This is a genomic window from Chishuiella sp., assembly GCF_032109125.1.
Lineage (GTDB): Bacteria > Bacteroidota > Bacteroidia > Flavobacteriales > Weeksellaceae > Empedobacter.
The window spans coordinates 1-23,698 of sequence record NZ_DAMCLZ010000020.1 but is presented as its reverse complement, the minus strand read 5'-3'; the positions used below and the strand labels follow the sequence as shown (position 1 = coordinate 23,698).

General features: G+C 28.7%; 13 protein-coding genes and 1 tRNA gene. 9 read left to right on the top strand and 5 right to left on the bottom strand.

The window, feature by feature from the left end; all coding sequences use genetic code 11:
• On the top strand, positions 1–3,183 hold the full coding sequence (locus RT575_RS14885; protein WP_313581916.1) for a SusC/RagA family TonB-linked outer membrane protein: 3,183 nt from the start codon (positions 1–3) through the stop codon (positions 3,181–3,183).
• Between the two features lie 11 nt (positions 3,184–3,194).
• Positions 3,195–4,781 (top strand): SusD/RagB family nutrient-binding outer membrane lipoprotein, encoded by a 1,587-nt coding sequence (locus RT575_RS14880; protein ID WP_313581914.1) that lies wholly within the window; start codon positions 3,195–3,197, stop codon positions 4,779–4,781.
• Between the two features lie 135 nt (positions 4,782–4,916).
• On the opposite strand, the gene guaB is transcribed toward RT575_RS14880, so the two are convergent.
• Positions 4,917–6,377, bottom strand: a complete 1,461-nt coding sequence (gene guaB / locus RT575_RS14875) for an IMP dehydrogenase (protein WP_313387001.1) — start codon at positions 6,375–6,377, stop codon at positions 4,917–4,919.
• Between the two features lie 317 nt (positions 6,378–6,694).
• On the opposite strand from guaB, the gene RT575_RS14870 reads away from it, so the two are divergent.
• Together RT575_RS14870 and RT575_RS14865 are read left to right on the top strand one after the other, a co-directional pair.
• Positions 6,695–10,279, top strand: a complete 3,585-nt coding sequence (locus RT575_RS14870) for a DUF2723 domain-containing protein (RefSeq protein ID WP_313386987.1) — start codon at positions 6,695–6,697, stop codon at positions 10,277–10,279.
• A 338-nt stretch (positions 10,280–10,617) separates the two neighbouring features.
• Entirely contained in the window at positions 10,618–11,283 is a 666-nt protein-coding gene (locus RT575_RS14865; RefSeq protein WP_313386988.1) for a porin family protein, read from the top strand.
• Positions 11,284–11,395: 112 nt separating this feature from the next.
• Here RT575_RS14865 and RT575_RS14860 read toward each other — a convergent pair whose 3' ends face one another.
• From RT575_RS14860 to RT575_RS14850, 3 genes are read right to left on the bottom strand one after another with little or no spacing between them, the layout of a single operon-like run.
• The gene (locus RT575_RS14860; protein ID WP_313581911.1) at positions 11,396–12,604 is read right to left on the bottom strand and encodes an FtsX-like permease family protein; all 1,209 of its coding nucleotides are present in this window, start codon (positions 12,602–12,604) and stop codon (positions 11,396–11,398) included.
• Positions 12,588–13,229, bottom strand: coding sequence for an ATP-binding cassette domain-containing protein (locus tag RT575_RS14855; protein ID WP_313386990.1), 642 nt, complete (start codon positions 13,227–13,229; stop codon positions 12,588–12,590). The genes RT575_RS14860 and RT575_RS14855 overlap by 17 nt, the downstream gene beginning before the upstream one ends.
• On the bottom strand, positions 13,219–14,838 hold the full coding sequence (locus RT575_RS14850; protein WP_313581908.1) for a DUF4836 family protein: 1,620 nt from the start codon (positions 14,836–14,838) through the stop codon (positions 13,219–13,221). Before RT575_RS14850 ends, RT575_RS14855 begins: the two co-directional genes overlap by 11 nt.
• 180 nt (positions 14,839–15,018) lie before the next feature.
• On the opposite strand from RT575_RS14850, the gene ileS reads away from it, so the two are divergent.
• The 5 genes from ileS (at position 15,019) to RT575_RS14825 (ending at position 23,515) form a co-directional block, all read left to right on the top strand.
• The gene (gene ileS / locus RT575_RS14845) at positions 15,019–18,423 is read left to right on the top strand and encodes an isoleucine--tRNA ligase (protein ID WP_313581907.1); all 3,405 of its coding nucleotides are present in this window, start codon (positions 15,019–15,021) and stop codon (positions 18,421–18,423) included.
• 4 nt (positions 18,424–18,427) lie between these two features.
• Positions 18,428–18,811 (top strand): TraR/DksA C4-type zinc finger protein, encoded by a 384-nt coding sequence (locus tag RT575_RS14840; RefSeq protein ID WP_313386993.1) that lies wholly within the window; start codon positions 18,428–18,430, stop codon positions 18,809–18,811.
• Positions 18,812–18,820: 9 nt separating this feature from the next.
• Positions 18,821–19,465: a lipoprotein signal peptidase gene (locus RT575_RS14835; protein WP_313386994.1), complete on the top strand. Its 645-nt coding sequence runs from the start codon at positions 18,821–18,823 to the stop codon at positions 19,463–19,465.
• Positions 19,466–19,591: 126 nt separating this feature from the next.
• Positions 19,592–21,487, top strand: coding sequence for a DUF3857 domain-containing protein (locus RT575_RS14830; RefSeq protein WP_313581904.1), 1,896 nt, complete (start codon positions 19,592–19,594; stop codon positions 21,485–21,487).
• Between the two features lie 9 nt (positions 21,488–21,496).
• Positions 21,497–23,515, top strand: a complete 2,019-nt coding sequence (locus RT575_RS14825) for a transglutaminase domain-containing protein (protein WP_313581902.1) — start codon at positions 21,497–21,499, stop codon at positions 23,513–23,515.
• Between the two features lie 106 nt (positions 23,516–23,621).
• On the opposite strand, the gene RT575_RS14820 is transcribed toward RT575_RS14825, so the two are convergent.
• Positions 23,622–23,696: transfer RNA gene (locus tag RT575_RS14820), tRNA-Val, on the bottom strand.
• Positions 23,697–23,698 lie beyond the last annotated feature (2 nt).

Sequence of the window (23,698 nt, the reverse complement as noted above, 5' to 3'; positions counted from 1 at the left end):
ATGAGGAGAAATTTAAGAAACTTGTTTGTATTAGGAGGAATACTTTTAGGTTCTTCCTTATACGCTCAAGATGTAAAGACAGTGACTGGTATAGTGACTGATTCTGATGGACTTCCTGTTGCCGATGCTATAGTAAAATCTACTTCAGGAGTAGAAGTTTTTACAGATGAAAGTGGAAGCTTCAGTATAGAAGCTAAACAAGGGGATTTAGTAACTGTAGAGGCTGTTGGTTTACCTACTCAAACATTTAAAGTAGGTGAACAAAGTAGTTATAATGTTTCTTTAAAACCAACAGATACTGTAGAGTTGGAAGGTGCTGTTGTAACAGCTTTAGGTATAACTAGAGATAAAAAATCTTTAGGTTATGCATCACAAGAAGTTAAAGGAGATATAATTTCTCAAGGTAGAGGAACTAATGCTTTACAGTCATTATCAGGAAATGTTGCTGGTGCACAAATTACTGCACCATCAGGTTTAGGAACTTCAGCTCGTATAGTTTTACGTGGTATAGGTTCTATTACTGGTGAAAATAGACCCTTGATTGTTGTTGATGGTATACCAATGGATAATTCAAATTACAATTCTACTAATGCTCAGAGAGGTAGTGGTGGACGAGATTATGGAGATGGCTCATTTGATATAAATCCTGATGATGTAGAGTCTGTAAATGTATTAAAAGGAGGACCTGCTGCTGCATTATATGGTTCACGTGCTAATAATGGTGTAATTATGATTACAACTAAATCAGCTAAAAAAGGTAAAGATGAAATAGTTATTAATACAGGAGTAGCTTTTGAATCATTAAATATTCAACCTAAATTACAGCAATTATATGGTGGCGGTTTTTCATCTGAATTTGAACAGGTTAAAATAGGGGACCAGACCTATAGTGTTGTGGATTATGGAGCAGATGAATCATGGGGACCACGTTTAAATGGTCAACAAGTTTTACATTGGGATGCTTTTGATTCAAGTGACCCTAATACTTATTTAAAGACAAGAGCATGGAGTGCACCAAGTGCAAATTATAAAACATTATATAATACAGGAATAGCATATACAAATTCAGTTTCATTTGCAAAGTCATATGAAAATACGTCTGCTAGAATGTCTGTTTCTCAATTAGATCAATCAGGTATTATTCCTAATTCTAGTTTAAAAAGAACTACAGCTAACTTAAATTTGGTGACAAAATTTAATGATAAATTAACAGCTAAAGGGGGTATTACTTATGTAAATACAACTGGTAGTAATAGGCCTGAATTTGGATATGGAGATAATTCTATTCCCCAAAAAATGTACCAGTGGGGTCAAGTTCAATTGGATTATAATCGTTTAAAAAATTATAAAACAGCTACAGGAGAGCAAAGATCTTGGAATAGAACAGCATGGAATGATGCGACACCTAAATATTCAGATAATCCTTATTGGATTTTATATGAGAATACATCAAAAGATAAAAGAGATAGATTTTATGGTAATTTTGAATTAAAATATGATATTGCTCCAGGTTTATATGCTGTAGGTAATATATATGGTGATAATACTACTTTGAATATTTCCAGTATAGTTGCTGAAGGATCCCAAGCTCAGGCTGGTTATAATGAATCAACAAGAGAAAAAACAGAAATGAACTATGAAGGTCGTTTACATTTTGATAAAAAGTTTGGAGAATTTAGTATTAATGCATTTGCGGGTGTAAATAGACGACATGAAAGTTATTCTTCAATGTCTGCGAATACTAATGGTGGTTTTATTGTTCCAGGATTATATACGATTAATAATTCATTGCAACAAGCTTCTGTTACTACATATAAATGGAAAAGAAGAGTGAATTCTGCTTATGCAAGTGCATCATTAGGTTATGCAGATTTAGTTTTTATTGAGGCGTCTGCACGTAATGACTGGTCTTCGACTTTACCTTCAGGAGATAATTCATATTTTTATCCATCTGTAACAGGTTCTTTTATTTTTTCTCAATTAATTAAAGCAAGTTGGTTAAAATTTGGTAAGGTTAGAGGAGGATGGTCTAAAACAGGGAATGATGCTCCAGTTCTTTCTATTGTAGATGTTTATGAAAATAATGCTTTTAGTGGTAGTTCTTTTATAGGAGATCCTTATTACTTAACTTCTCTTTCAAAAAAGAATCAATTTTTAAAACCAGAAACTAAAAAAGCATGGGAATTTGGTTTAGAAATGCAAATGTTTAATAATCGTCTAGGATTTGATGTGTCATACTATCATGAAGAAACATCAGATTTGATAATGCCTGTTACTGTTGGAGCAGAGACAGGGTTTACTTCCAAAATGCTTAATGCTGGAAAGACTCTCAATAAAGGTATAGAAGCTATGGTTAATATTGTTCCTATCAGAACTTCAGAATTTGAATGGGGGATAAATGTTAATTTTTCAAAAAATAGTAATAGAGTTACAGAGTTAATAGACGGTGTAGAATCAATACAATTAGGTACTGCACCATTTAAAGCTACTTTAGATGCAGTATTAGGAGAAAGATATGGACAGATTAGAGGAACAGATTTTATTTACGATGACAAAGGAAATAAAGTTGTAGGAGCTAACGGTTTGTATTTATCATCTGATATTAAGAATTTAGGTTCAATAATTCCAGATTGGAATATGGGAATTAGAAATAATATTTCTTATAAGAACTTTAGTTTATCTGCTTTACTTGATATACAAAAAGGTGGAAAATATTTTTCTGTTACAAATATGTTTGGAATGTATTCAGGTATGTTAGAAGAAACAGCAGCAAATGGAGTACGTGAAAATGGAGTAGTTGTTAGTGGAGTTACAGGTAATGTTGTTTCAAATGGAGATGGAACTTATACAGTTACTAATACAGCTGAAAATAATAAAAATGTTACTGCTCAACAATATTATGGTCATTATTATTCAGGACCTACTGCCCAAAATGTTTTTGATGCAGATTACTTTAAACTGAGAGAGGTTACTATTTCTTATACATTTCCTAAAAATCTTAGAGGGCCATTTTCTAATGTAGTAATATCTGCATTTGGTAGAAATTTAGCTACTTGGGGATTAGATAATAAAAATATAGATCCTGAACAAGCATCAGGAGGTAGTGGGAATGTTCAAGGTTTAGAAGGAGGGTCTCTACCTTCTACTAGAACTTATGGTATGAACTTAAAGTTACAATTTTAATTAGAAAAATTATGAAAATTATAAAAAAGTTGGTTGTACTTTCTTTATTAGGTGTTTCTATAGGATCATTAACTTCTTGTGATAATGATTTAGAATCTTTTAATAAAAATGATAATAATCCAGAAATAGTTCCAACATATACAATATTTAATGGAGCAAATAGATATTTAATGAATTATACAAGAGATGGCTGGTGGTCTGCTCGTATGAGTTTACCTTGGATGCAATATTCTGCTCAAAATAATTATATTGAAGAAGATAAATATCAATACAGAGATACTCAAACTAGTAATGGTTGGGTTTATTTATATCGTTCAGCAAATAATTATAAAGATATAATTGATAAATGTGAAAATTCTGAAACGAGTGTTCAGATGTCAAAATATGGTAATTTACAAAATCAAATTGCTGTTAGTAGAATAATGTTAGCTTATACTTTTGATAATTTAGTAACTCATTTCGGTGATGTGCCATATTGGTCTTATGGCCAAAAAGATAATCCAGATTTTCAAGCTTTACAAATTAACGAATTTACTTTAGCTAAATATGTTTCTCAAGAAGTTATATATAAAGATTTATTAAACGAATTAAAAGAGGCAGCTGATCAGATTAATGTATCAGAATTAGCTTTTACTGCAGGAGATAATATTTATGGTGGAGATGCTTCTAAATGGAAAAAATTTGCTAATTCATTACGATTAAGGATAGCAAATAGATTAAAGGATAAATTACCTGAGGCAAATACACATATAACAGAAGCTATTACTTCAGGTGTTTTTGTGTCAAATGAAGATAATGCAGCTCATTCTTTTGGAACTGCTGATGCTGAAGGAAATCCGTTCTGGAAATTGTTTTATGTAGATAATAGAACAGATTTCTATGTAAATAGAACATTTGTTCAGTTTTTAAAAGGAGAAAAAGGAAATTATGGTTTGGATCCTAGATTATTTAAAGTTGCTGCTCCAATAGGAGTAACTTCTGCTCAAATAAAGAATGCTTCATATACAGTTTCTACTAATTTAGCAGATTATACAGGTATGCCATATGGTTTACCAACTGTAGAAACAGCTTTTGCTTCTTCTAAAATTAATTTCTTTTCATCTGATTATACAAAGATTGATAAAGCAGAGATTTTGATGGAATACTCTGAAGTAGAATTTATTCTATCTGAATTAAATGGGTGGTCACAAGATAATTATGAAGCAGGAGTTAAAGCTAATATGGAGAGATTAGGAGTTTCTTCTATTGATATAGATACATATTTAGCTAGAATACCTTCAGCGTCTGAAGAAAATGTTTTAAATCAAAAATATATAGCTTTATTAGGTAATTCAGATGAATCTTGGAATGAATATAGAAGAACAGGATATCCTAATGGTTCTATTTTGTTAAAACCTGGCGCTACTGGAACTCGACCTGATGGAACAACTTATGTATTTACACCATTGATGTCAGGAAACGTTGTAGCTACAGATTTGCCATCTCGAGTTAGATATCCAATAACTCAGCAAACTTTAAATAGAAATAATTGGAGTGAAGCTGTTTCTAAGTTGACAAATGGAGACGAAATAAATTCAAAATTATTTTTTGCTAAGTAAATAGTAATAAAAAATTATAACATTCTCATAGTTTAAGCCATCTTTTAGGAGATGGCTTTTTTTATAAAAAAACTATAAATAAAAAAATGCAAGTAAATTTTTTACTTGCATTTTTTGTATCTATATAACTAAATCTTAATTAGAGTAATTAGGAGCTTCTTTTGTAATAACAACATCATGAGGATGAGATTCATTAAGTCCAGCACCTGTAATACGAACAAATTTACCATTTTCAATTAAATCTTGTACAGTAGCTGTTCCGCAATATCCCATACCAGCACGTAGACCACCACATAATTGGTATATAACATCAGCAATAGAACCTTTGTGAGGAACACGACCTTCAATTCCTTCTGGTACTAATTTTTTAGCATCAGCTTGGAAGTATCTATCTTTAGAACCTCTTTTCATTGCAGCTAAAGAACCCATTCCTTGATAAGCTTTAAATTTACGTCCTTGAAAAATAATTTCTTCACCTGGAGCTTCATCAGTTCCAGCAAATAAACTTCCTAACATCACTAAGTTTGCTCCAGCAGCTACAGCTTTCACAATATCTCCAGATAATTTTATTCCACCATCACCAATAATAGAAATATTACGAGTTTTAGCATAATTATATACATCGTGTATTGCAGAAAGTTGAGGTACACCAACACCAGCTACAACACGAGTAGTACATATAGAACCTGGTCCAACTCCTACTTTTAATGCATTCGCTCCTGCGTCTATAAGAGCTTTTGCAGCGTCAGCAGTTACGATGTTTCCTCCAACAATATCTAAGTTTGGGAAAGCATTTCTAACTTCAGCAACTTTACTAATTACACCAGCAGAATGTCCATGTGCAGAATCTAAAGCGACAATGTCAACACCTTTATTTACTAAAGCTTGTACACGTTCTAATGTATCAGCACCAACACCAACACCAGCACCAACACGTAAACGTCCTGTAGAATCTTTACATGCATTTGGAAATTCTGTTAAGTTATCGATATCTTTAATAGTAATTAAACCAATTAATTTGTTGTTTTCGTCAACAATTGGTAATTTTTCAATTCTGTGACGAGATAAAATTTCTTTTGCTTTTTTTAGATCTGTATCAATATCAGAAGTAATAATATTCTCTTTTGTCATTACATCTTCTACCAATTGATCAAAGTTTTCTTGATAACGAATATCACGATTAGTAATAATACCAACTAACGTTCTGTCTTCTTCAATAACTGGTAATCCAGATATTTTGTATTTTTCCATTAAACTTACAGCATCTTGTAAAGTATGTTTACGTGTAAGTGTTATTGGGTCAGAGATCATTCCGTTTTCTGAACGTTTTACAATTTCAATTTCACTAGCTTGTTCTTCAATACTCATATTTTTATGAATAAATGATAAACCCCCTTCACGAGCTAATGCAATCGCTAATCTGGCTTCAGAAACTGTGTCCATTGCAGCAGATACAATAGGAATATTTAGTGTAATATTGTCTGTGAATCTTGTTTTAAGAGATACTTGGTTCGGTAATATCTCAGAATATGCAGGAACTAATAACACATCGTCAAAAGTAAACCCTGTCTGTAGAATTTTGTCTGTTAAAGGCATTGCTTTTTGCATTGCAAATTTAGAGCAAAAAATATTAGAATCAAAAGTTTATTCAAATAATTATGTAAATAAAACATTATTAATTGTTTATTATAAGGACAATACCTTCGTCGGTACTTTATATTTCAATCTTTTTTGCTTTATAAATTATTTGATTAATTAATCAATGTTAATAAACGCATTTATTTTATGAATAATATAGCAAAGAATGTTATAAATAACAATGAATCTAAAAGTTCTAATTAGAATTTAATCTTTTTATTTCAAATCTATATTAATTTTTTATGTTAATTTCGCAAGACAACTTATCGAATAAAATGAAAATAAATTTTAAAAAATGGAATAATCTCTTAGGTGTCTTCATTTTCATCATCTCATCAATATTGTATTTGATGTCGATGGAACGACATTTAAGTTTATGGGATTGTGGAGAATATATTGTATCATCTGCAAAATTAGGAGTTACACATGCACCTGGAGCCGCTCTATTTCAATTAATGGGAGCAGTTTGGTCTGGTTTAGCTTTTGGAGATGGAAGTAAATATGCAATACTTATTAATAGTACATCAGCACTATATAGTGCAGGGACAATAATGTTATTGTTTTGGACTATTACATATTTTATTCGTAAAATGTTTGCTAATACTCAAGATCCTATCAATGTAGATGATATAGAGATAAATACGACTCAAAAAATTATAACATTAGGAGGAGGTTTTATTGGAGCCGCTGCATTTATGTTTAGTGATACATTTTGGTTTTCTGCTGTAGAAGGTGAAGTGTATGCGATGGCATCATTTTTTACAGCTTTATTATTCTGGTTAGTTACAAAATGGGATCAAGTTGCAGACACACCAAGAGGTAATAAATGGTTAGTTGTAATTTCTTTGGTTATTGGTTTATCTATTGGTGTTCACTTAATGGCTATGCTAGCAATACCAGCTGTTTGTTTTGTGTACTATGCTAGGAAATATAGATTTACGATTAAAAGTTTTATTATTGCTAATGTTATAACTCTTGTTATTCTTGCATTTGTATTCAAAATTATATTTCCTGTTGTAATGACTTTCTTTGGCCATACAGAAATATATGTTGTGAATAATCTAGGAATGCCTTTTAATTCAGGTACCATAATAGCTGCAATTATTCTTATAGCAGTATTTTATTTTATTATAAAATTATCACATAAATATGGTTCAGCATTATTAAATACAATTACATGGTGTGTAACATTTATGTTGATTGGTTTTTCTTGTTGGTTAGTAATTCCAATTAGAGCGAATGCAAATCCTCAAATGAATTTAAATGATCCTGATACAGCTTTGGGTGTTTTAGACTATTTTAATCGTGAACAATATGGTACATGGCCAACAACTTATGGGCCAGTTTTTACTGCTTACATTGCAAATGATGGAATAAAAAGAGATGCTAATGGAGCTCCAGAAAGCACAGTTCGTAGTTCTGAATATATTAAAGATAATCGTTTAGGGAAATATGTAAAAGTTGCTGATAGGTTAGATTATAAATATGACGATAAATATGTCAAATTTTTCCCTAAAATGTTTAGTAATGATCCTAGCGTAATGGAAAACTATGCAGGTGTTTATGCTTTTCCTAAGTTTTCTTTGAATGCTAAATATGCTAGCGATCAAGAAGCACAAAAAATGTATGCTCAGTTAGTAGAAAAAAGACAAAATCGTCAATTGAAAGTAGCTGAATTAAAGAAATATAATGAAATTTTAGATATAGAACCTCCAACATTTGGAGAAGAGTTAAACTATTTTATAGATTATCAAGTAAACTATATGTTTATTCGTTATTTCTTATGGAATTTTTCTGGTCGCCAAAATGATTTAGAAGGAAACTTTGAAATTACGAAAGGAAATTGGATTTCAGGAATTCCATTTATAGATAATCCTCGTTTAGGAGATCAATCTAAATTACCTGCAGAATATGTAAATGATGGGACAAATGTTTATTTTATGTTACCATTAATATTAGGATTAATAGGGCTATTTACACAATTAAATAGAAACTTTGTAAATTGGTGGTCTTTATTATCATTATTTGTATTAACAAGTGTAGGTATTATCTTTTATACATCTGTAAAACCATTCGAACCTAGAGAGAGAGATTATGCATTAGTTAGTTCTTTTTATGCTTTTTCTATTTGGATTGGACTTGGTGTTCAAGGAATCTATTTTATAATTAAAAAATTATTAAAGAAAGAATTAAAGCCTTCTTTAGCTTTTGGAACGGTTATTATTTTAGCAGGAATTCCAGTTTTAATGGGAGCTCAAAACTGGGATGATCATGATAGATCTGAACGCTCTGTAGCTTATTCTTTAGCTTATAATTATCTAAATCCATTAGATAAGAATGCAATATTATTTGTTTATGGAGATAATGACACATATCCATTATGGGGATTACAAGAAACGGAAAATTTCCGTGATGATGTAAAAATTGCTAATTTAACTTTAGCTGCTTCCCCTTGGAATTTAGAGCAGTTATTAAGAAAGACATATAACTCTGCTCCAATTCCTAGTGATTTAAAACCTAAAGATTATCAATCAGGATCAAATGATCAAATATTTATTGTCGGTGGATCAATTAAAAATATTTTTGATCAGTTGAATAGTTTTATAAAACCAGATTCTAAACAAACATTAGAAACGCTTAGCGAAATGCCTATTGATCAGGTTAGTCAATATTTAGTTGATCCAGAAATTGATCCAAATCAGGTTATAACGGTTTATAAAAACTTAAAACCATTACAAAAATATTTAACGAAAGATAGCATGACTGCAAAAGAAGCAATAGAGTTTCTTTTAAATAATAAGTTACCAGAAAAACAAGCATTGGCAGATTATTTTGGTTACACAATTGGTCAAGCAAATTATCTTCCAGTATCTAAAATTACAGTTCCTGTAAACAAAGAAAATGCATTGAAATATGGAATTGTAAATCCCAAAGATGCAGATAAAATGGTTGATGAAATAACAATTAATATTAAGTCATCAAGCTTATTCAAAAATAATTTATTGTTATTATCAATGATGGCTAAATACAATTGGGATCGTCCAATTTATTTTAGTGGAGGAGGAGTTTCTGATCCAGAAAATACTTTCTTTATGAATGATTATTTATTGAATGCTGGTTTAAGTTATAAATTAGTTCCAATTTATACTCAATTTGGTAAAGGAGGAGTTATTGGAGCTTCTGATACAAACATGCTATTAAAAACATTTAATTCTTATAAATGGTCAGGATTCAATAATCCAGATGCTTCATTTAGCTTAACAGAGCGTATTTATACATCATCATATAGAAATATAGCTGTTCGTTTGGCAGATGATTTATTACATGCAGGTCGTAAAAAAGAAGCTGTAGCTGTTTTAGATAAAGTGATGTTGGAAATTCCTGCTTTACCAAAATATGATATAGGTTATGGAGTAAGTAGAATAGCGGGTGTTTACTTAAAAGCTGGAGAAGATAAAAAAGCAAAAGAATTATTTGATTATGTACGTAAACAAACAAATTCTAAAATAGCATTTTTTGAATCCCTACCAGCTGGTAAAGGATATTCTGTTGGGTCAGATTTTTCTAGTGCGAAGAATGATTTAATGATGTCAATTTATAATGAAGCTTCTGCTTTAGGAGAAAGAGGCGATAAAGAAAAAGCAATTAAAGTTTTTGAAACAGCATATACTCCTGCTCTTAAAAAATTTGAAAGTTTATATAAAAGTATTGTTGCAGATGGAAAAGTAGATGCTGCTGATCAATCAAAAATAATGAATCAATTTAATTATTTAGATGAAATGATCGGTGTAGCAGCAGAAATAGATACAAACTATGCTAAACAACAACAAAATATATTATATAAGATGGTAGGTCAATAATATCTGTCATGTTTATATTAAAAGGCTTCAAAATTTTATTTTGAAGCCTTTTTTGTTTAGATTGTCATGATACTTTAACATAAATTATTTAGTTTATTTATAAATTACGATTTCAAGTTAGTAAGTCATAATTTTAAAATCAAAGTAATTTTTATCGTTTAAAGTGATTATTTTGAGAGTTATATTTATTTTTAATTAATATTAAATTATCGTTATTTTTTTCTTTTTAATGCTTTGTTTTAAATACTCTTATATTATTTAATTTTATAATTAACAATAATTGGTACAGAAATTGTGATATTAATATTATCATAATTAGAACTATAAAAATTTAAACGATGAAAAAAATATTTTTTATTGCTGCTACTGTGTTAGGTATTGCTAATTTGAGCGCTCAAGAAAAAACATTAGCTCCTCAGTTTGGTGTTAAATCGGCTGCTAATATGTCTTCATATAATGGGAAAGATATTAGTAAAACAGATTACGCAGTTGGATTTACAGCTGGTGTTTATGCAAATTTTCCAGTAACTCAAAGTTTTTCTATTCAACCAGAGGTTAACTATGCAAGATTAGCTGGTAAAGGATCAAGAGATCAATATTTATACAATTTAGATGGGTCAACTGCAAGACAAACAAAAAACATTACAACTTTAGATTATATTCAAGTTCCTGTAATGTTTAAATATTACATTGCTGGTTCTCGTTTTAACGTTGAAGCTGGTCCACAGGCAGGTTTTCTTGTTTATGGAAGTAACAAAAATGTAGAATCAACTTTTGCTAATGGAACTGTTAACAATACTACTACTAAAACAAATATCAAAGATAATATTCAAAATTTTGACTTTGGTGTGAATTATGGTGTAGGTTATAATCTTACAGATCATATTAATGTTAATGCAAGATACTACATGGGATTAACAAAAATTGACAAAGGAGAGGATGGTGCTAAAGATTTAAATATCAAAAATAATTCATTCACTTTTGGTGTAGGTTATTCTTTTTAATAGAACAATTTAATAATAAAAAAAAGGATTCTGTTTATCAGAATCCTTTTTTTTTCTAATAATTATAACTGATTTACTATATTTTTCTAGTTCAAGGGATTATTATAATAATTTATTTTAATACTATTTTTTTTATAGATTGTTTAAGTATTATTCTGTTTATTATATAAATAAATATAATCATAATAATTCCGAAACAAGTAACAGTCCAGATAGATGAATGATCTAAGTTCATAAATTTACCAATTTTTGTTTGTATCATTTTTATGATATAATAAACAAATGGTAATGAAATTATATAGCTAATAGACATTAATACTAATGAAAATTTTAGATAAGGACGAGCTAATTGATTAATACTGTAGCCGATCAAGAATAAATCTTTTGTTTTATGTTTATTTTTTTCAATCATTAATTGAAAATTAATGATCATTAACCAAATTGCAGCTAAAACTATTATTAATCCTATAAGTAAAACAAGAGAAAAAGATAATTTAAGATAATAAGTCAATTCATTGTTTTTTAATTCATCTTTATTAATGTCATAATTATGTTGTTCAAAATAAGGGATTGAGTTTTCATCTCCTTCAGATTTTGTTTTAACAATTACTCTAGAGGGATTAAGGTTATTTTTATTTGCATAATTTTTATTTGCCCATTTTAAAAACTTTTCTGGTACTAGAATTGTATTAATTTTTGTTGTGAAATCAATTATTTTAGCTTGATATGTTTTTTGTTTTTCGCCTTTTCCTATAATTAATTGAAAAGGTATTTGTTTAAATAAACTTTCAGAAACTTGTGGTAATCCTTGGCTTGTAGCAAAACCAAAATTATATAAATTAAGATAATTTTTTGGTATAATGATAGGAATAAAATCTTCACCATCTTTCCAGTTCCATTCTTTTTTATCTACATCAATAAATTGTTCTGGAATAGATTCAAAAAATAAATCAGTAGAAAAACCTCTTATCCCTCCAATACCACCAATTTGTAATTTTACAGGGAATTGACTGCTCTCGAAAGTTCCTATATTTTCTATGAAAGGCTGGTTTTTTAATTCGTTTATTTCTTCTTCAGTAAAGCTTGGTTTTTCGCCTGTTAATGTTTGTAAAGCAGAAATGTTTTTATTGAGAACAATATAATTTGCTTTCCATATAGAACTGTCTTCTCCAAAATTTTTAGCATAATCTAAATAGATTGTTCCTGCTAATAAAAGAATAAAAAAACCAATTGTAGAGAAACAGCAAAAAGTGATAATACGTAAAATACTTAAATTTTTACGGACTAATTTTTCTATTAATGTATTAGAGTTTAATGACATTTTTTAATCGTTTATCGTGAATTTCATGTAAGCTTGTGAATATAACACCTGCTTTATTTTTTTTAGATTCTGAGATGATTAAATCAAGTAATATTTTCTGATTCTCTTCATCTAAATGACTAAAAGGTTCATCAAGTAATAAAAAATCAAATGGTTGACAAATAGCTCTAATAACAGCAATACGTTGTCGCTGACCATAAGAAAGATGAACTGCTTTTTGATGTAAATGTTTTTCTAATCCAACTTTTTTTATCCAGCTTATGATCTGTTCTTCTGATTGATGATTTGTTAAAACATTTTTTAATTGAATATTTTCCATTAATGTTAATTCTTCAAAAAGGTGTAAACCTTGGAAAACATAAGCAAGTTGAGTTCGATGAATTTTTGTCCATTCATTGATATGAATGTTTTTAATATTTTTATTATCAAAATATACATTACCATCGTAATCTTTTCGGTCACCATATAATATATTCATCAAGGTAGATTTACCAACACCTGAATGTGCTACAATTTGATAAATTTCATCATTTGAAAAGGTATAATTTTTTTTCCAAATCTCTGATTCATTGAATCCAAAATCTTTTAAAGGATATGGAAGAATTTGTTCGATTTTAATTTCCATTTGATGTATTATTTTGTGAAAAAAATAAAGAGTAAGCTTCATCAACAAGAAGTAAAATAACTTCTAAGCTATTTTTATCTGTTTTTTTCATGTGTATTTTCCCTGTTTTTGTATATTCATTAGAAACTCTGTAATCTATATAATCAAAATTGGATAAAATATCTTGTACTTCTTTTGTATTTCCAAATGGAATTTGTTCGTAAATATATTGTTTAACTTCAGTTGGATATTCATCGAAATTAAGATTAACATATCCAAACATTGAATTTTTTGCATTAGTAGCATATTGAGTATGTAAAAAATTGTCTTTACTTATAAAATTTATTGTAAAACGATTCATCGTAGTTTGATTATTTGTTATGTACATTAAATCATCTTTGTAAGTAATATATAATTTTACATTTGTTGAAATAGGTAACATATAATATTTTCCCTCATTTTTAATTTTTTCTTGGTGTGTTGTTATAAAGTCATTATAGAATATTTTATTTTTCATCTTTCCAGCAAAAATAAACTGAGGATAAACAACTTGTTTCATGAATTTATCTTTTTTTCCAAAAAAATCATTTGCATTAAATGATTTACCGACTTCAAAATCATATATACTAAATAAGGCTTCACCTTCAAAACTTTGTTCTAATTTTTTTAAATCAATTTCATATTGTTCAAGAAAATCTGAAAAATAATTTTGATTTTCGAAAATATAGTGTGTATTCGTGGGATATATACCTAAACCAATATTTAAATAACTTTGAGATGGAAAATATTTAAAGAAATCTGTATTAATTTTTGATTTCCACATTGGACGTTTTCTTAATTCATCTTTAGTAATAGCATCAGGATGGAATTTTTGAGTGAAGTTAATTCCGTCAGATGTAAATGAGATTAAATTTACCCATGAACTTTTAGTAAAATCAAGATTTTTTTTAGAATCTTCATTTGGTTTTGAGAAGTTTTTAAGAAAATTTCCAGTATACCAAATATTAATATCTTGAGATTTTTTTACAAAATCAGAAAAGCTACTATTTTCTTTGGCAAGTGAATGTTTGTCATTAATTATTTTTTCGAAATAATTTTTCACTAAGTTTCGAGAAACACCAAATTCCGAAACGATCATTATAAATTGCGTCTTATTCCATGCAATAAATGGTTTTTCAAAATCTTTTATTATTGTAAAACCATTTTCTTTTTCAAACGAAATTTCTTGATTATATATACCCTTATACAATATTTTTAGGTGTTCTTCAAATTGGCTTTTATCTCTCATATTTGCAATGAGAGCAACCATATTTTTAGATTGTAGTTTTTGCCCAAAAATATAAATAGGACTAATAATATCAATACCTGCTGAGGTTGGGCTTTTTTTTATATTTTGTAATAATTCATTAATTTTTGGATCCTGATCTTTAATTTCGTTTTCAAATAATTGATAAAATTTATATTGATCTAATTTTTGAAAGTTACCTTTTTCTGCGATAGCTTTAGGATTTATTAATGTAACAAAATCTGCATCAGTGGGGATTAGAATGGTATAATCTTTATTTTTATTACAACTTGCTAGTAGCAGAATAGAAATCAATAATATACAGTACTGAAATATTTTTCTCATTGGTTAATTTGTGAAATTTGATTTGTAAAAAACATTATTTTTTATGAAAACGACAAAATGTCGTATATCGCTATAAAATTAAGCAATTATTAAAATGATTTTCTAATAAATAGCTAGAAAATTATCTAAAAAATTCTTATATTCGCACTCCTTGATTTAGAAGATATAAAGAAGAATTCGATGGCAAAAAAGTTTAAAGAATATAAGCATTTAGACCTAGTACAAGTTTCAAATGAAACATTAGAAGATTGGAAGCAAAATAATGTTTTCGAAAAGAGTATTACGTCACGTGAAGGAAAAGACTCGTACGTATTTTATGAAGGACCTCCTTCTGCAAACGGAAAGCCAGGAATTCACCATGTTTTAGCACGTTCGATAAAAGATATATTTTGTCGTTACCAAACTTTAAAGGGGAAACAAGTTTTTCGTAAAGCAGGTTGGGATACTCATGGTTTACCTGTAGAGTTGGGTACAGAAAAAGAATTAGGAATTACAAAAGAAGATATTGGATCTAAAATTTCTGTAGAAGAATACAACGAAGCATGTAAGCGTACAGTAATGCGTTATACAGATTTGTGGAATGATTTGACAGAAAAAATGGGTTATTGGGTTGATATGAATGATCCTTACATTACATATAAACCAAAGTATATGGAATCTGTATGGTGGTTATTAAAACAAATTTATAATAAAGATTTGCTTTATAAAGGGTATACAATACAACCATATTCTCCTAAAGCTGGGACTGGTTTATCATCGCATGAATTAAATCAGCCAGGTACATATCAAGACGTTACAGATACAACAATTGTTGCTCAATTCAAGATTAAAAAAGAATCAGAATTATTTCAAAAATTTGATGGTGATACTTATTTTTTAGCTTGGACAACAACTCCATGGACTTTACCATCAAATACAGCATTAACTGTTGGACCAAAGATAGATTATGTAGTTGTAGAAACATATAATCAATATACTTTTGAACCAATACGTGTTGTATTAGCAAAATCATTAGTAAATAAACAATTTAGTAAACCATATTTTTTAGCAGAAACTGAAGATGATTTCAAAGTTTATGCAGCAGGAAATAAACAAATTCCTTACAGAATTGTAGGAGAATATAAAGGAGAAGAGTTAGTAGGAACTAAATACGAACAGTTATTACCATGGGCAACTCCTTTTGAAAAGGTAGAAGATGCATTTCGTGTAATCCCTGGAGATTTTGTTACTACAGAAGATGGTACAGGTATTGTACATACAGCTCCTACTTTTGGTGCTGATGATGCTCGTGTTTCTAAAGATGCAGGTATTCCTCCAATGTTGGTCTTAGATAAAAATGGAAATCCTGTTCCTTTAGTAGATTTACAAGGACGATTTGTTGAATCTTTACCAGAAGGTTTTGGAGGCAAATATGTTAAAAATGAATACTATGATGATGGTACAGCTCCTGAGAAATCAGTAGATGTAGAGATTGCAATTTTATTAAAAGAACGTAATCAAGCCTTCAAAGTAGAAAAATATAAACACAGTTATCCACATTGTTGGAGAACAGATAAGCCAATTTTATATTATCCATTAGATTCTTGGTTCATCAAAGTTACTGATGTAAAAGATCGCATGGTTCAATTGAATAAAGAAATCAACTGGAAGCCAAAAGCAACAGGAGAAGGTCGTTTTGGAAATTGGTTAGAGAATGCGAATGATTGGAATTTATCTCGTTCTCGTTATTGGGGAATTCCATTACCAATCTGGAGAACAGATGAAGGCGATGAAGAATTAATCATTGGTTCTGTTGAGGAATTAATTACAGAAATAGAAAAATCTATAGCTGCAGGTGTTCAAAAAGAAAACCCTTTTAAAGATTTTCAAATCGGTAATATGTCAGAAGAAAACTATGATTTAATTGATTTACATAAAAATGTAGTTGATGAAATTACGTTAGTTTCTGCTTCTGGTAAACCAATGAAACGTGAAGCTGATTTAATTGATGTTTGGTTTGATTCTGGAGCAATGCCATATGCACAAGTTCATTACCCATTCGAAAATAAAGAATTGATTGATAATGGAACAATGTATCCAGCTGATTTTATTGCAGAAGGAGTAGACCAAACACGTGGTTGGTTCTATACTTTACATGCAATAGGAACATTAGTGTTCGATTCTAAAGCATACAAAAATGTAATGTCTAATGGATTAGTCTTAGATAAAAATGGACAAAAAATGTCTAAACGCTTAGGTAATGCTGTAGATCCATTCGAAACTTTAGCGACTTATGGACCGGATGCTACGCGTTGGTACATGATCTCAAATGCTCAGCCATGGGAAAATTTAAAATTTGATATTGCTGGAGTTGATGAAGTTCGTCGTAAATTTTTTGGAACATTATATAATACTTATTCGTTCTTTGCTTTATATGCTAATGTAGATGGTTTTACATTTGCTGAAGAAGAAATACCAGTAAATGAAAGAGCCGAATTAGATCAATGGATTATTTCTGAACTAAATACATTAACAAAGAAAGTTGATGCATTTTTATCAGAATATGAACCTACAAAAGCTGCTCGTGCAATTCAAGAATTTGTAATAGATAATTTATCTAACTGGCATGTGCGTTTATCAAGAAGACGTTTCTGGAAAGGAGATTATTCAAAAGATAAAATCGCAGCATATCAAACTTTATATACAGTTTTAGAAACAGTAGCTATTTTAGGATCTCCAATAGCTCCATTCTTTATGGATCAATTATATAAAGATTTAAATATAGCGACAGGAAAAAATGCAGCTGAGTCTGTTCACTTAGCAGATTTTCCTAAAGTTGATGAATCGTTAATTAAAACTGAATTAGAAGAACAAACACATTTAGCACAAACTGCTACAAGTATGATTTTATCTCTTCGTAAATTAAGCGATAATAGAGTACGCCAGCCATTACAAAAAGTAATGATTCCTGTATTAAATGATAAAATGAAAGCTAATTTAGAAGCTGTTACAGATTTATTGAAACAGGAAGTAAATGTGAAAGAGATTCAGTTGATTACAAACGAAGAAGCTTCTAGCCTTTTAGTAAAATCGATAAAGCCTAATTTTAAAACTTTAGGACCAAAATACGGAAAGGAAATGAAAGCTATTTCTGCTGCTACAAGTCAAATAACAAATGAACAAATTGTTAATTTGGAGCAATCAGGAAAAATAGACTTGGAAATTGACAACAAAATATTATCTTTAGATATAGAAGATTTTGAAATTGCTACTAAGGATATTCCAGGATGGACTGTAGCATCTAATTCAACATTGACAGTTGCTCTTGATTTACAATTAACTGATGAATTAATTAATGAAGGAGTTGCTAGAGAATTAGTAAATAGAATTCAAAATTTACGTAAGGAAACTGGATTAGAGGTAACCGACAAAATTAGACTTAACTTAAAAAATGATGAATCAATCGTAAAGGCGGTTGGACAAAACAAAGATTACATTTGTTCTGAAACATTAGCAGAAGATCTTGTTTTACAAGATATAATAGAAAATGGAACAGAAATTGAGATTAATGGTTTGTTAACACAAATTTCGATTACTAAACTGTAAGCGTATGGCAACAGAAGAAAAAGTAAGATACTCTGATAAAGAGTTGGAAGAATTTAAAGCTATAATTCAAGAAAAATTAGATCAAGCTTTAAAAGATTATGAACTATTAAAAGAATCATATACAAATAATAGTAATAACGGGACAGATGATACGTCTCCAACATTCAAAGCATTTGAAGAAGGTTCTGAAACAATGTCAAAAGAACAAAATGCACAATTAGCTGCACGTCAAGATAAATTTATCCGTGATTTAAAAAATGCTCTTATTCGTATTGAAAATAAAACATACGGTATTTGTCGTGTAACAGGTAAATTAATAAATAAAGAACGTTTAAAATTAGTTCCTCATGCTACATTAAGTATTGAAGCTAAAAATATGCAACGCTAATAAATTATTTTGAAAAAAGTAACACTCATTACCATTTTGGTTCTAATTATAGACCAGCTTAGTAAATTTTACGTTAAAACTCATTTTTTTTTAGGAGAAGATGTAAATGTATTAGGTTGGTTTAAAATTGCTTTTGTAGAAAATCCTGGTATGGCATATGGAATGCACTTTGGAGGAGAAACAGGAAAAATAATTCTTTCTATTTTGAGAATAGTATTAATAGGCATGATTATTTATTATATTAATGCTTGGTCAAAAAAATTGAATACTAATTATTTTATTATTCCTGTAGCTCTTGTATTGGCAGGTGCAATAGGTAATGTAATTGATGGAATTTTTTACGGAGTTATTTTCGATAAAGGAACAACGTTTAGTAATATGTATCAAGATTGGATAGGTTATCCAGGAATTGCTAAAGCTGATTTTTCAGGTTATTCCTCTTGGTTTACAGGATGTGTAGTAGATATGTTATATTTTCCTATTGTTGAGTTTGATTGGCCATCTTGGCTACCAATAGTAGGAGGACAGCATTATAAATTTTTTCAACCTGTATTTAATATTGCTGATTCAGCTATATTTGTAGGAGGACTAAGTTTATTCCTTTTTAGAAAAAAAGCTTTTACAACCAGAAGTGGTATAAGATTAAGATTTTAATAAAAAAGCCTCAGTATAAACTGAGGCTTTTTTATTTTATGAAGACAAAATTATATCATAGAAATTAACAATAAATCTATATTTGTTTAGTTAAATAATTAACAATTTAAAATACTAAATTAATATATGAATAAATTTTTACTTCTTTCTTTATTTTTTACTACTCAATTTTCTTTTTCTCAAGAATATACAGTAAATAAAATTCCAGAAAAATTAGTAGATAATGCTTATGCTGTAATACGTCAAAGTAATGAATCTATAGAACTGATAAAAATAGATGAATTAAAATACACAGAAGATGTTGTAATAACAGTTTTAAATAAGGCAGGAGATAGCTATGTAAACGCAAGATCAAATTATAATCCTAATACTAAAATTGATCTTTTTGAAGCTACTTTACTTGATAGTAATGGTAAAGAAGTAAAGAAATTTAAATCAAAAGATTTTAATGATCAAAGTTATATTACTGATGGGCAAATGTACACGGATGAGAGGATAAAATATTTAAATTTTACACCTATATCTTATCCTTATACATTGCATTATAAAATAATTTCTACAATAAAAAATACACTTTTTATTCCAAGATGGTTTCCTATTATAGCTCCTAATTTAGCTATTGAAAAAGCAATTTATCAATTTAATAATAAGACCAATTCAACTATCCGTTTAAAGGAAAATAATTTTAATCATTTTAATGTTGTAAAATCTGGTGATATTAATAATTTAAAATATGAATTGATTGATATACCAGCTTTTGAAGAAGAAGATAATATGATAAATCTTAGAGATTTTTTTCCGAGTGTTATATTAGCCTCTAATCAAATTAATATTGATGGAAGAAAAGGAACATTTGATAATTGGAATGATTATGGAAAATGGTCTTATGAAAATCTAATTCAAGGTAAATTAGATTTAACTTCAAATCAAAAATTATACTTTCAAGATTTAGTAAAAAATGCAAAAACTGATCGTGAAAAAGTTCAGATTTTATACAAACATTTACAAAATAAAGTTAGGTATATTGGAGTACAATTGGGAATTGGAGGACTTTCACCTTTTCCTGCATCCTATGTTGAAAGTAAAAGTTATGGTGACTGTAAAGCATTATCAAACTATATGATTAGTATGCTTGATGCCGTAGGTATAAAAGCATATCATACAATTTTATATGCAGGAAGGCAGCCAATTGATATTGATGATAAAATGATGTATCAGCAAGGAAATCATATGATTGTTTACGTTCCTTTGAAAGATGAAACAATTTGGTTAGAAGCTACTAGTCAAACAGCTCCTTTTAACTATCTTGGAGATTTCGCAGGGAATAGAAAAGTATTTGTTATTGAAAATGAAGGAGGTAAAATAATTTCAGCTCAACAATTTAATACAGAAGATAATCAATTATTAGTGAATGGTAAAGCTTCTCTTGCCTCAGATGGAACTTTAAATTTTGAATTTACAGAAAATTCAAGAGGGCTATTGTATCAAAATTTTGCAAGCTTATCTCAATTATCTGAAAAAGATTTAGATATAAGATTAAAAAATAGATTTTCAAATTTTCCTGGAATAAATTTTAAGACTAAAAAGTTTACAAATAATTGGGAAAATGCAGTTTTTACTTCTGATTTTAATTTTTCAATTCCTAATTATGCTAAAATACAAGGAAATAATATTATTGTTAATATAATTCCTATTAATAGAGAAGAAACTTCTGTAAAAAAATCAAAAAATAGAATGTTCGATTTTATGATAGGTACAGGTTATATTGATGAGGTTTCTTATATTCTTTCTTTACCAGCTGGTTATGATATGCCAACATTTTTTGAACCAATAAATGTAAAATCTATTTTTGGAGAGTACACATTACAAATTATACCAAAAGATAAAACCAACTTTGAAATAAAACGTATATATAAGCAATTTTCTGGAAAATTTTCAAAAGATAAATTCAATGATTATGTTGATTTTAGAAGACAGATTGCAGGTTACGACAACACTAAACTATTATTAGAAAAACTATAAATTATTATTATGAAAACATTTTTTACTATTGTAGCATCTATTGCGACTGTAACAAGTTTTGCACAAGATGTAAAATTTGGTAAAATCTCAAAACAAGATTTTGAAAAAATAAAGAGTACTATTCAAGCTGATGCTCCTGCAGAGGTGTTGTATTCAGAAGGGGATTATAAAGTAACTTTTAATACTCATCAAGGAGGAGTAGAGCAAACAAAAAAAGTTTTTTATCGTTACATTGTTTTCGATAAAGATAAAACACCTAATGATATATTGACTATAAGTATTCCGATTTATAAAACAGAAGGTTCTGATCAAGATAAATTATTATCTTTAAAAGCTGTAACTTATAATTTAGAAAATGGAAAAATTGTTCAGCAAAAATTAGAAAAGAAAGATATTTTTCTTGATAAAGTACATCGTTTTTTAGATAAACAAACATTTACTTTTCCGAATGTAAAAAATGGATCAATATTAGAATATTCATATGAAATTTTATCTCCATTTATTAGTAGTACAGATACCTGGTACTTTCAACAATCTGTTCCTGTAGTAAATTCAAACTTTACATTTCAATCACAAGATTATTTTAATTATCAACAAGATTTACGCGGTAGTTTTTCTCCGAAAATAACTAAAGATTCTAAAGAAGATACATACACATCAACAGTTTATAATCGTGGTTTGGATCCTTCAATGAACGCAGGAGTTGTAGATAGAAGTTCTACAATTCAAAATGGTAAATTAAAAATAAATACTTTAAGTTATTCTTTAACTAATTTACCTACATATTCAAAAGAACCATATGTATTGAATCACAAAAATATGCTGTCTAGTTTACAGTTTGAGTTAGCGTCTTATAAACAACCAGGACAAACACCTCAAAATTTTTCTACAACTTGGGAAAAAATTGGGAAAGACTTAATGGATAATTCTAATTTAGGAAGAGAACTAACAGGAAATAATTTTCTTGATGAAACGGTAAAAACTCTTACAGCAAATAAAAATACTGATTTAGAAAAAACTGAAGCTATTTTTGAGTATGTAAAAAATAATTTTACTTGGAATGATTATCTTTCTGTATTTACAGATAATGGAATTAGAAAAACATTTAATGATAAAACAGGAAACTCTGCTGATATCAATTTACTTCTAATCTCAATGCTTAAAAAAGCTGGAATTAATGTTAATCCTATTGTTTTAAGTTCTTTGAATAATGGCTTAATTAATTATTCTTTTCCATCAAGAACAAAATTAAATTATGTAATTGCAGGAGCAACTATTAATAATGAATTTTATTTAATTGATGCGACAGATAAAAACTCTCAGTTAAACTTATTACCATTGAGAGCTATTAATGATAGAGGTATTATGTTGTTGGAAAATGGTGTAAAAGAGATTCCATTAAGAAACTCTGTGATGACCAACAATAAGAAAACAATTACAGCAGACTTGAAAGCTGATGGAACTTTAACAGGTAGTTTTACAAACTTAAGAGATAATTATTTTTATATGGCTGATAAAAATGAAATTGCTTCAGATCCTAAAGCTTTTGAGAAAGAATATGTGGATGGATACAATTTTGAAATTTCAGATTTTAAAAGCCAAGACAATAAAATTAATATTATACGTCATCAATTTAAATTTTCTGATGCAAATGTAGATGTTGCAGGAAATAAAATCATATTCAATCCATTATTATTCTTAGCAAATACAAAGTATTATTTGAATTTGGAACAACGTAACTATAATATTGAATTTGGAGCTCCTATTACAACTGTGAGTACTGTGAATATTAAAATTCCTGCGGGATATAAAGTAGAGGCTTTACCAGTGGAGAAACAATTTACAATGCAAGATCAAGCATCTGGTTATGCATATAAAGTGGTTGAGAAAGATGGATATATTGTTGCTCAATCATACAAAATAACACCATATAGTGTTTTGCCACCATCTTATTATAAACCTTTGAAAGAATTTTCTGAGAATATAATAAAAGCAGAAAGTCAGCAAGTAATTCTTGTTAAAGAATAAATAAATTCAAAATCAGATTAGGTAGTTTATCTAATCTGTTTTTTTTATATGAAATAATAGGATATAAAAAAAAGCATCTAAATTAATTTAGATGCTTTTTTATTTGTGGTCCCTACTGGATTCGAACCAGTGACCCCCTGCTTGTAAGGCAGGTGCTCTGAACCAACTGAGCTAAGAGACCTT

Excerpts from the sequence above, each read along its gene's own strand:
- RT575_RS14830 (WP_313581904.1), top strand. The coding sequence starts at position 19,592 with ATGAATAAATTTTTACTTCTTTCTTTATTTTTTACTACTCAATTTTCT.
- guaB (WP_313387001.1), bottom strand. The coding sequence starts at position 6,377 with ATGCCTTTAACAGACAAAATTCTACAGACAGGGTTTACTTTTGACGAT.
- RT575_RS14825 (WP_313581902.1), top strand. The coding sequence starts at position 21,497 with ATGAAAACATTTTTTACTATTGTAGCATCTATTGCGACTGTAACAAGT.
- RT575_RS14860 (WP_313581911.1), bottom strand. The coding sequence starts at position 12,604 with ATGTCATTAAACTCTAATACATTAATAGAAAAATTAGTCCGTAAAAAT.
- RT575_RS14850 (WP_313581908.1), bottom strand. The coding sequence starts at position 14,838 with ATGAGAAAAATATTTCAGTACTGTATATTATTGATTTCTATTCTGCTA.
- RT575_RS14840 (WP_313386993.1), top strand. The coding sequence starts at position 18,428 with ATGGCAACAGAAGAAAAAGTAAGATACTCTGATAAAGAGTTGGAAGAA.
- RT575_RS14855 (WP_313386990.1), bottom strand. The coding sequence starts at position 13,229 with ATGGAAATTAAAATCGAACAAATTCTTCCATATCCTTTAAAAGATTTT.
- RT575_RS14865 (WP_313386988.1), top strand. The coding sequence starts at position 10,618 with ATGAAAAAAATATTTTTTATTGCTGCTACTGTGTTAGGTATTGCTAAT.
- RT575_RS14885 (WP_313581916.1), top strand. The coding sequence starts at position 1 with ATGAGGAGAAATTTAAGAAACTTGTTTGTATTAGGAGGAATACTTTTA.
- ileS (WP_313581907.1), top strand. The coding sequence starts at position 15,019 with ATGGCAAAAAAGTTTAAAGAATATAAGCATTTAGACCTAGTACAAGTT.
- RT575_RS14880 (WP_313581914.1), top strand. The coding sequence starts at position 3,195 with ATGAAAATTATAAAAAAGTTGGTTGTACTTTCTTTATTAGGTGTTTCT.
- RT575_RS14870 (WP_313386987.1), top strand. The coding sequence starts at position 6,695 with ATGAAAATAAATTTTAAAAAATGGAATAATCTCTTAGGTGTCTTCATT.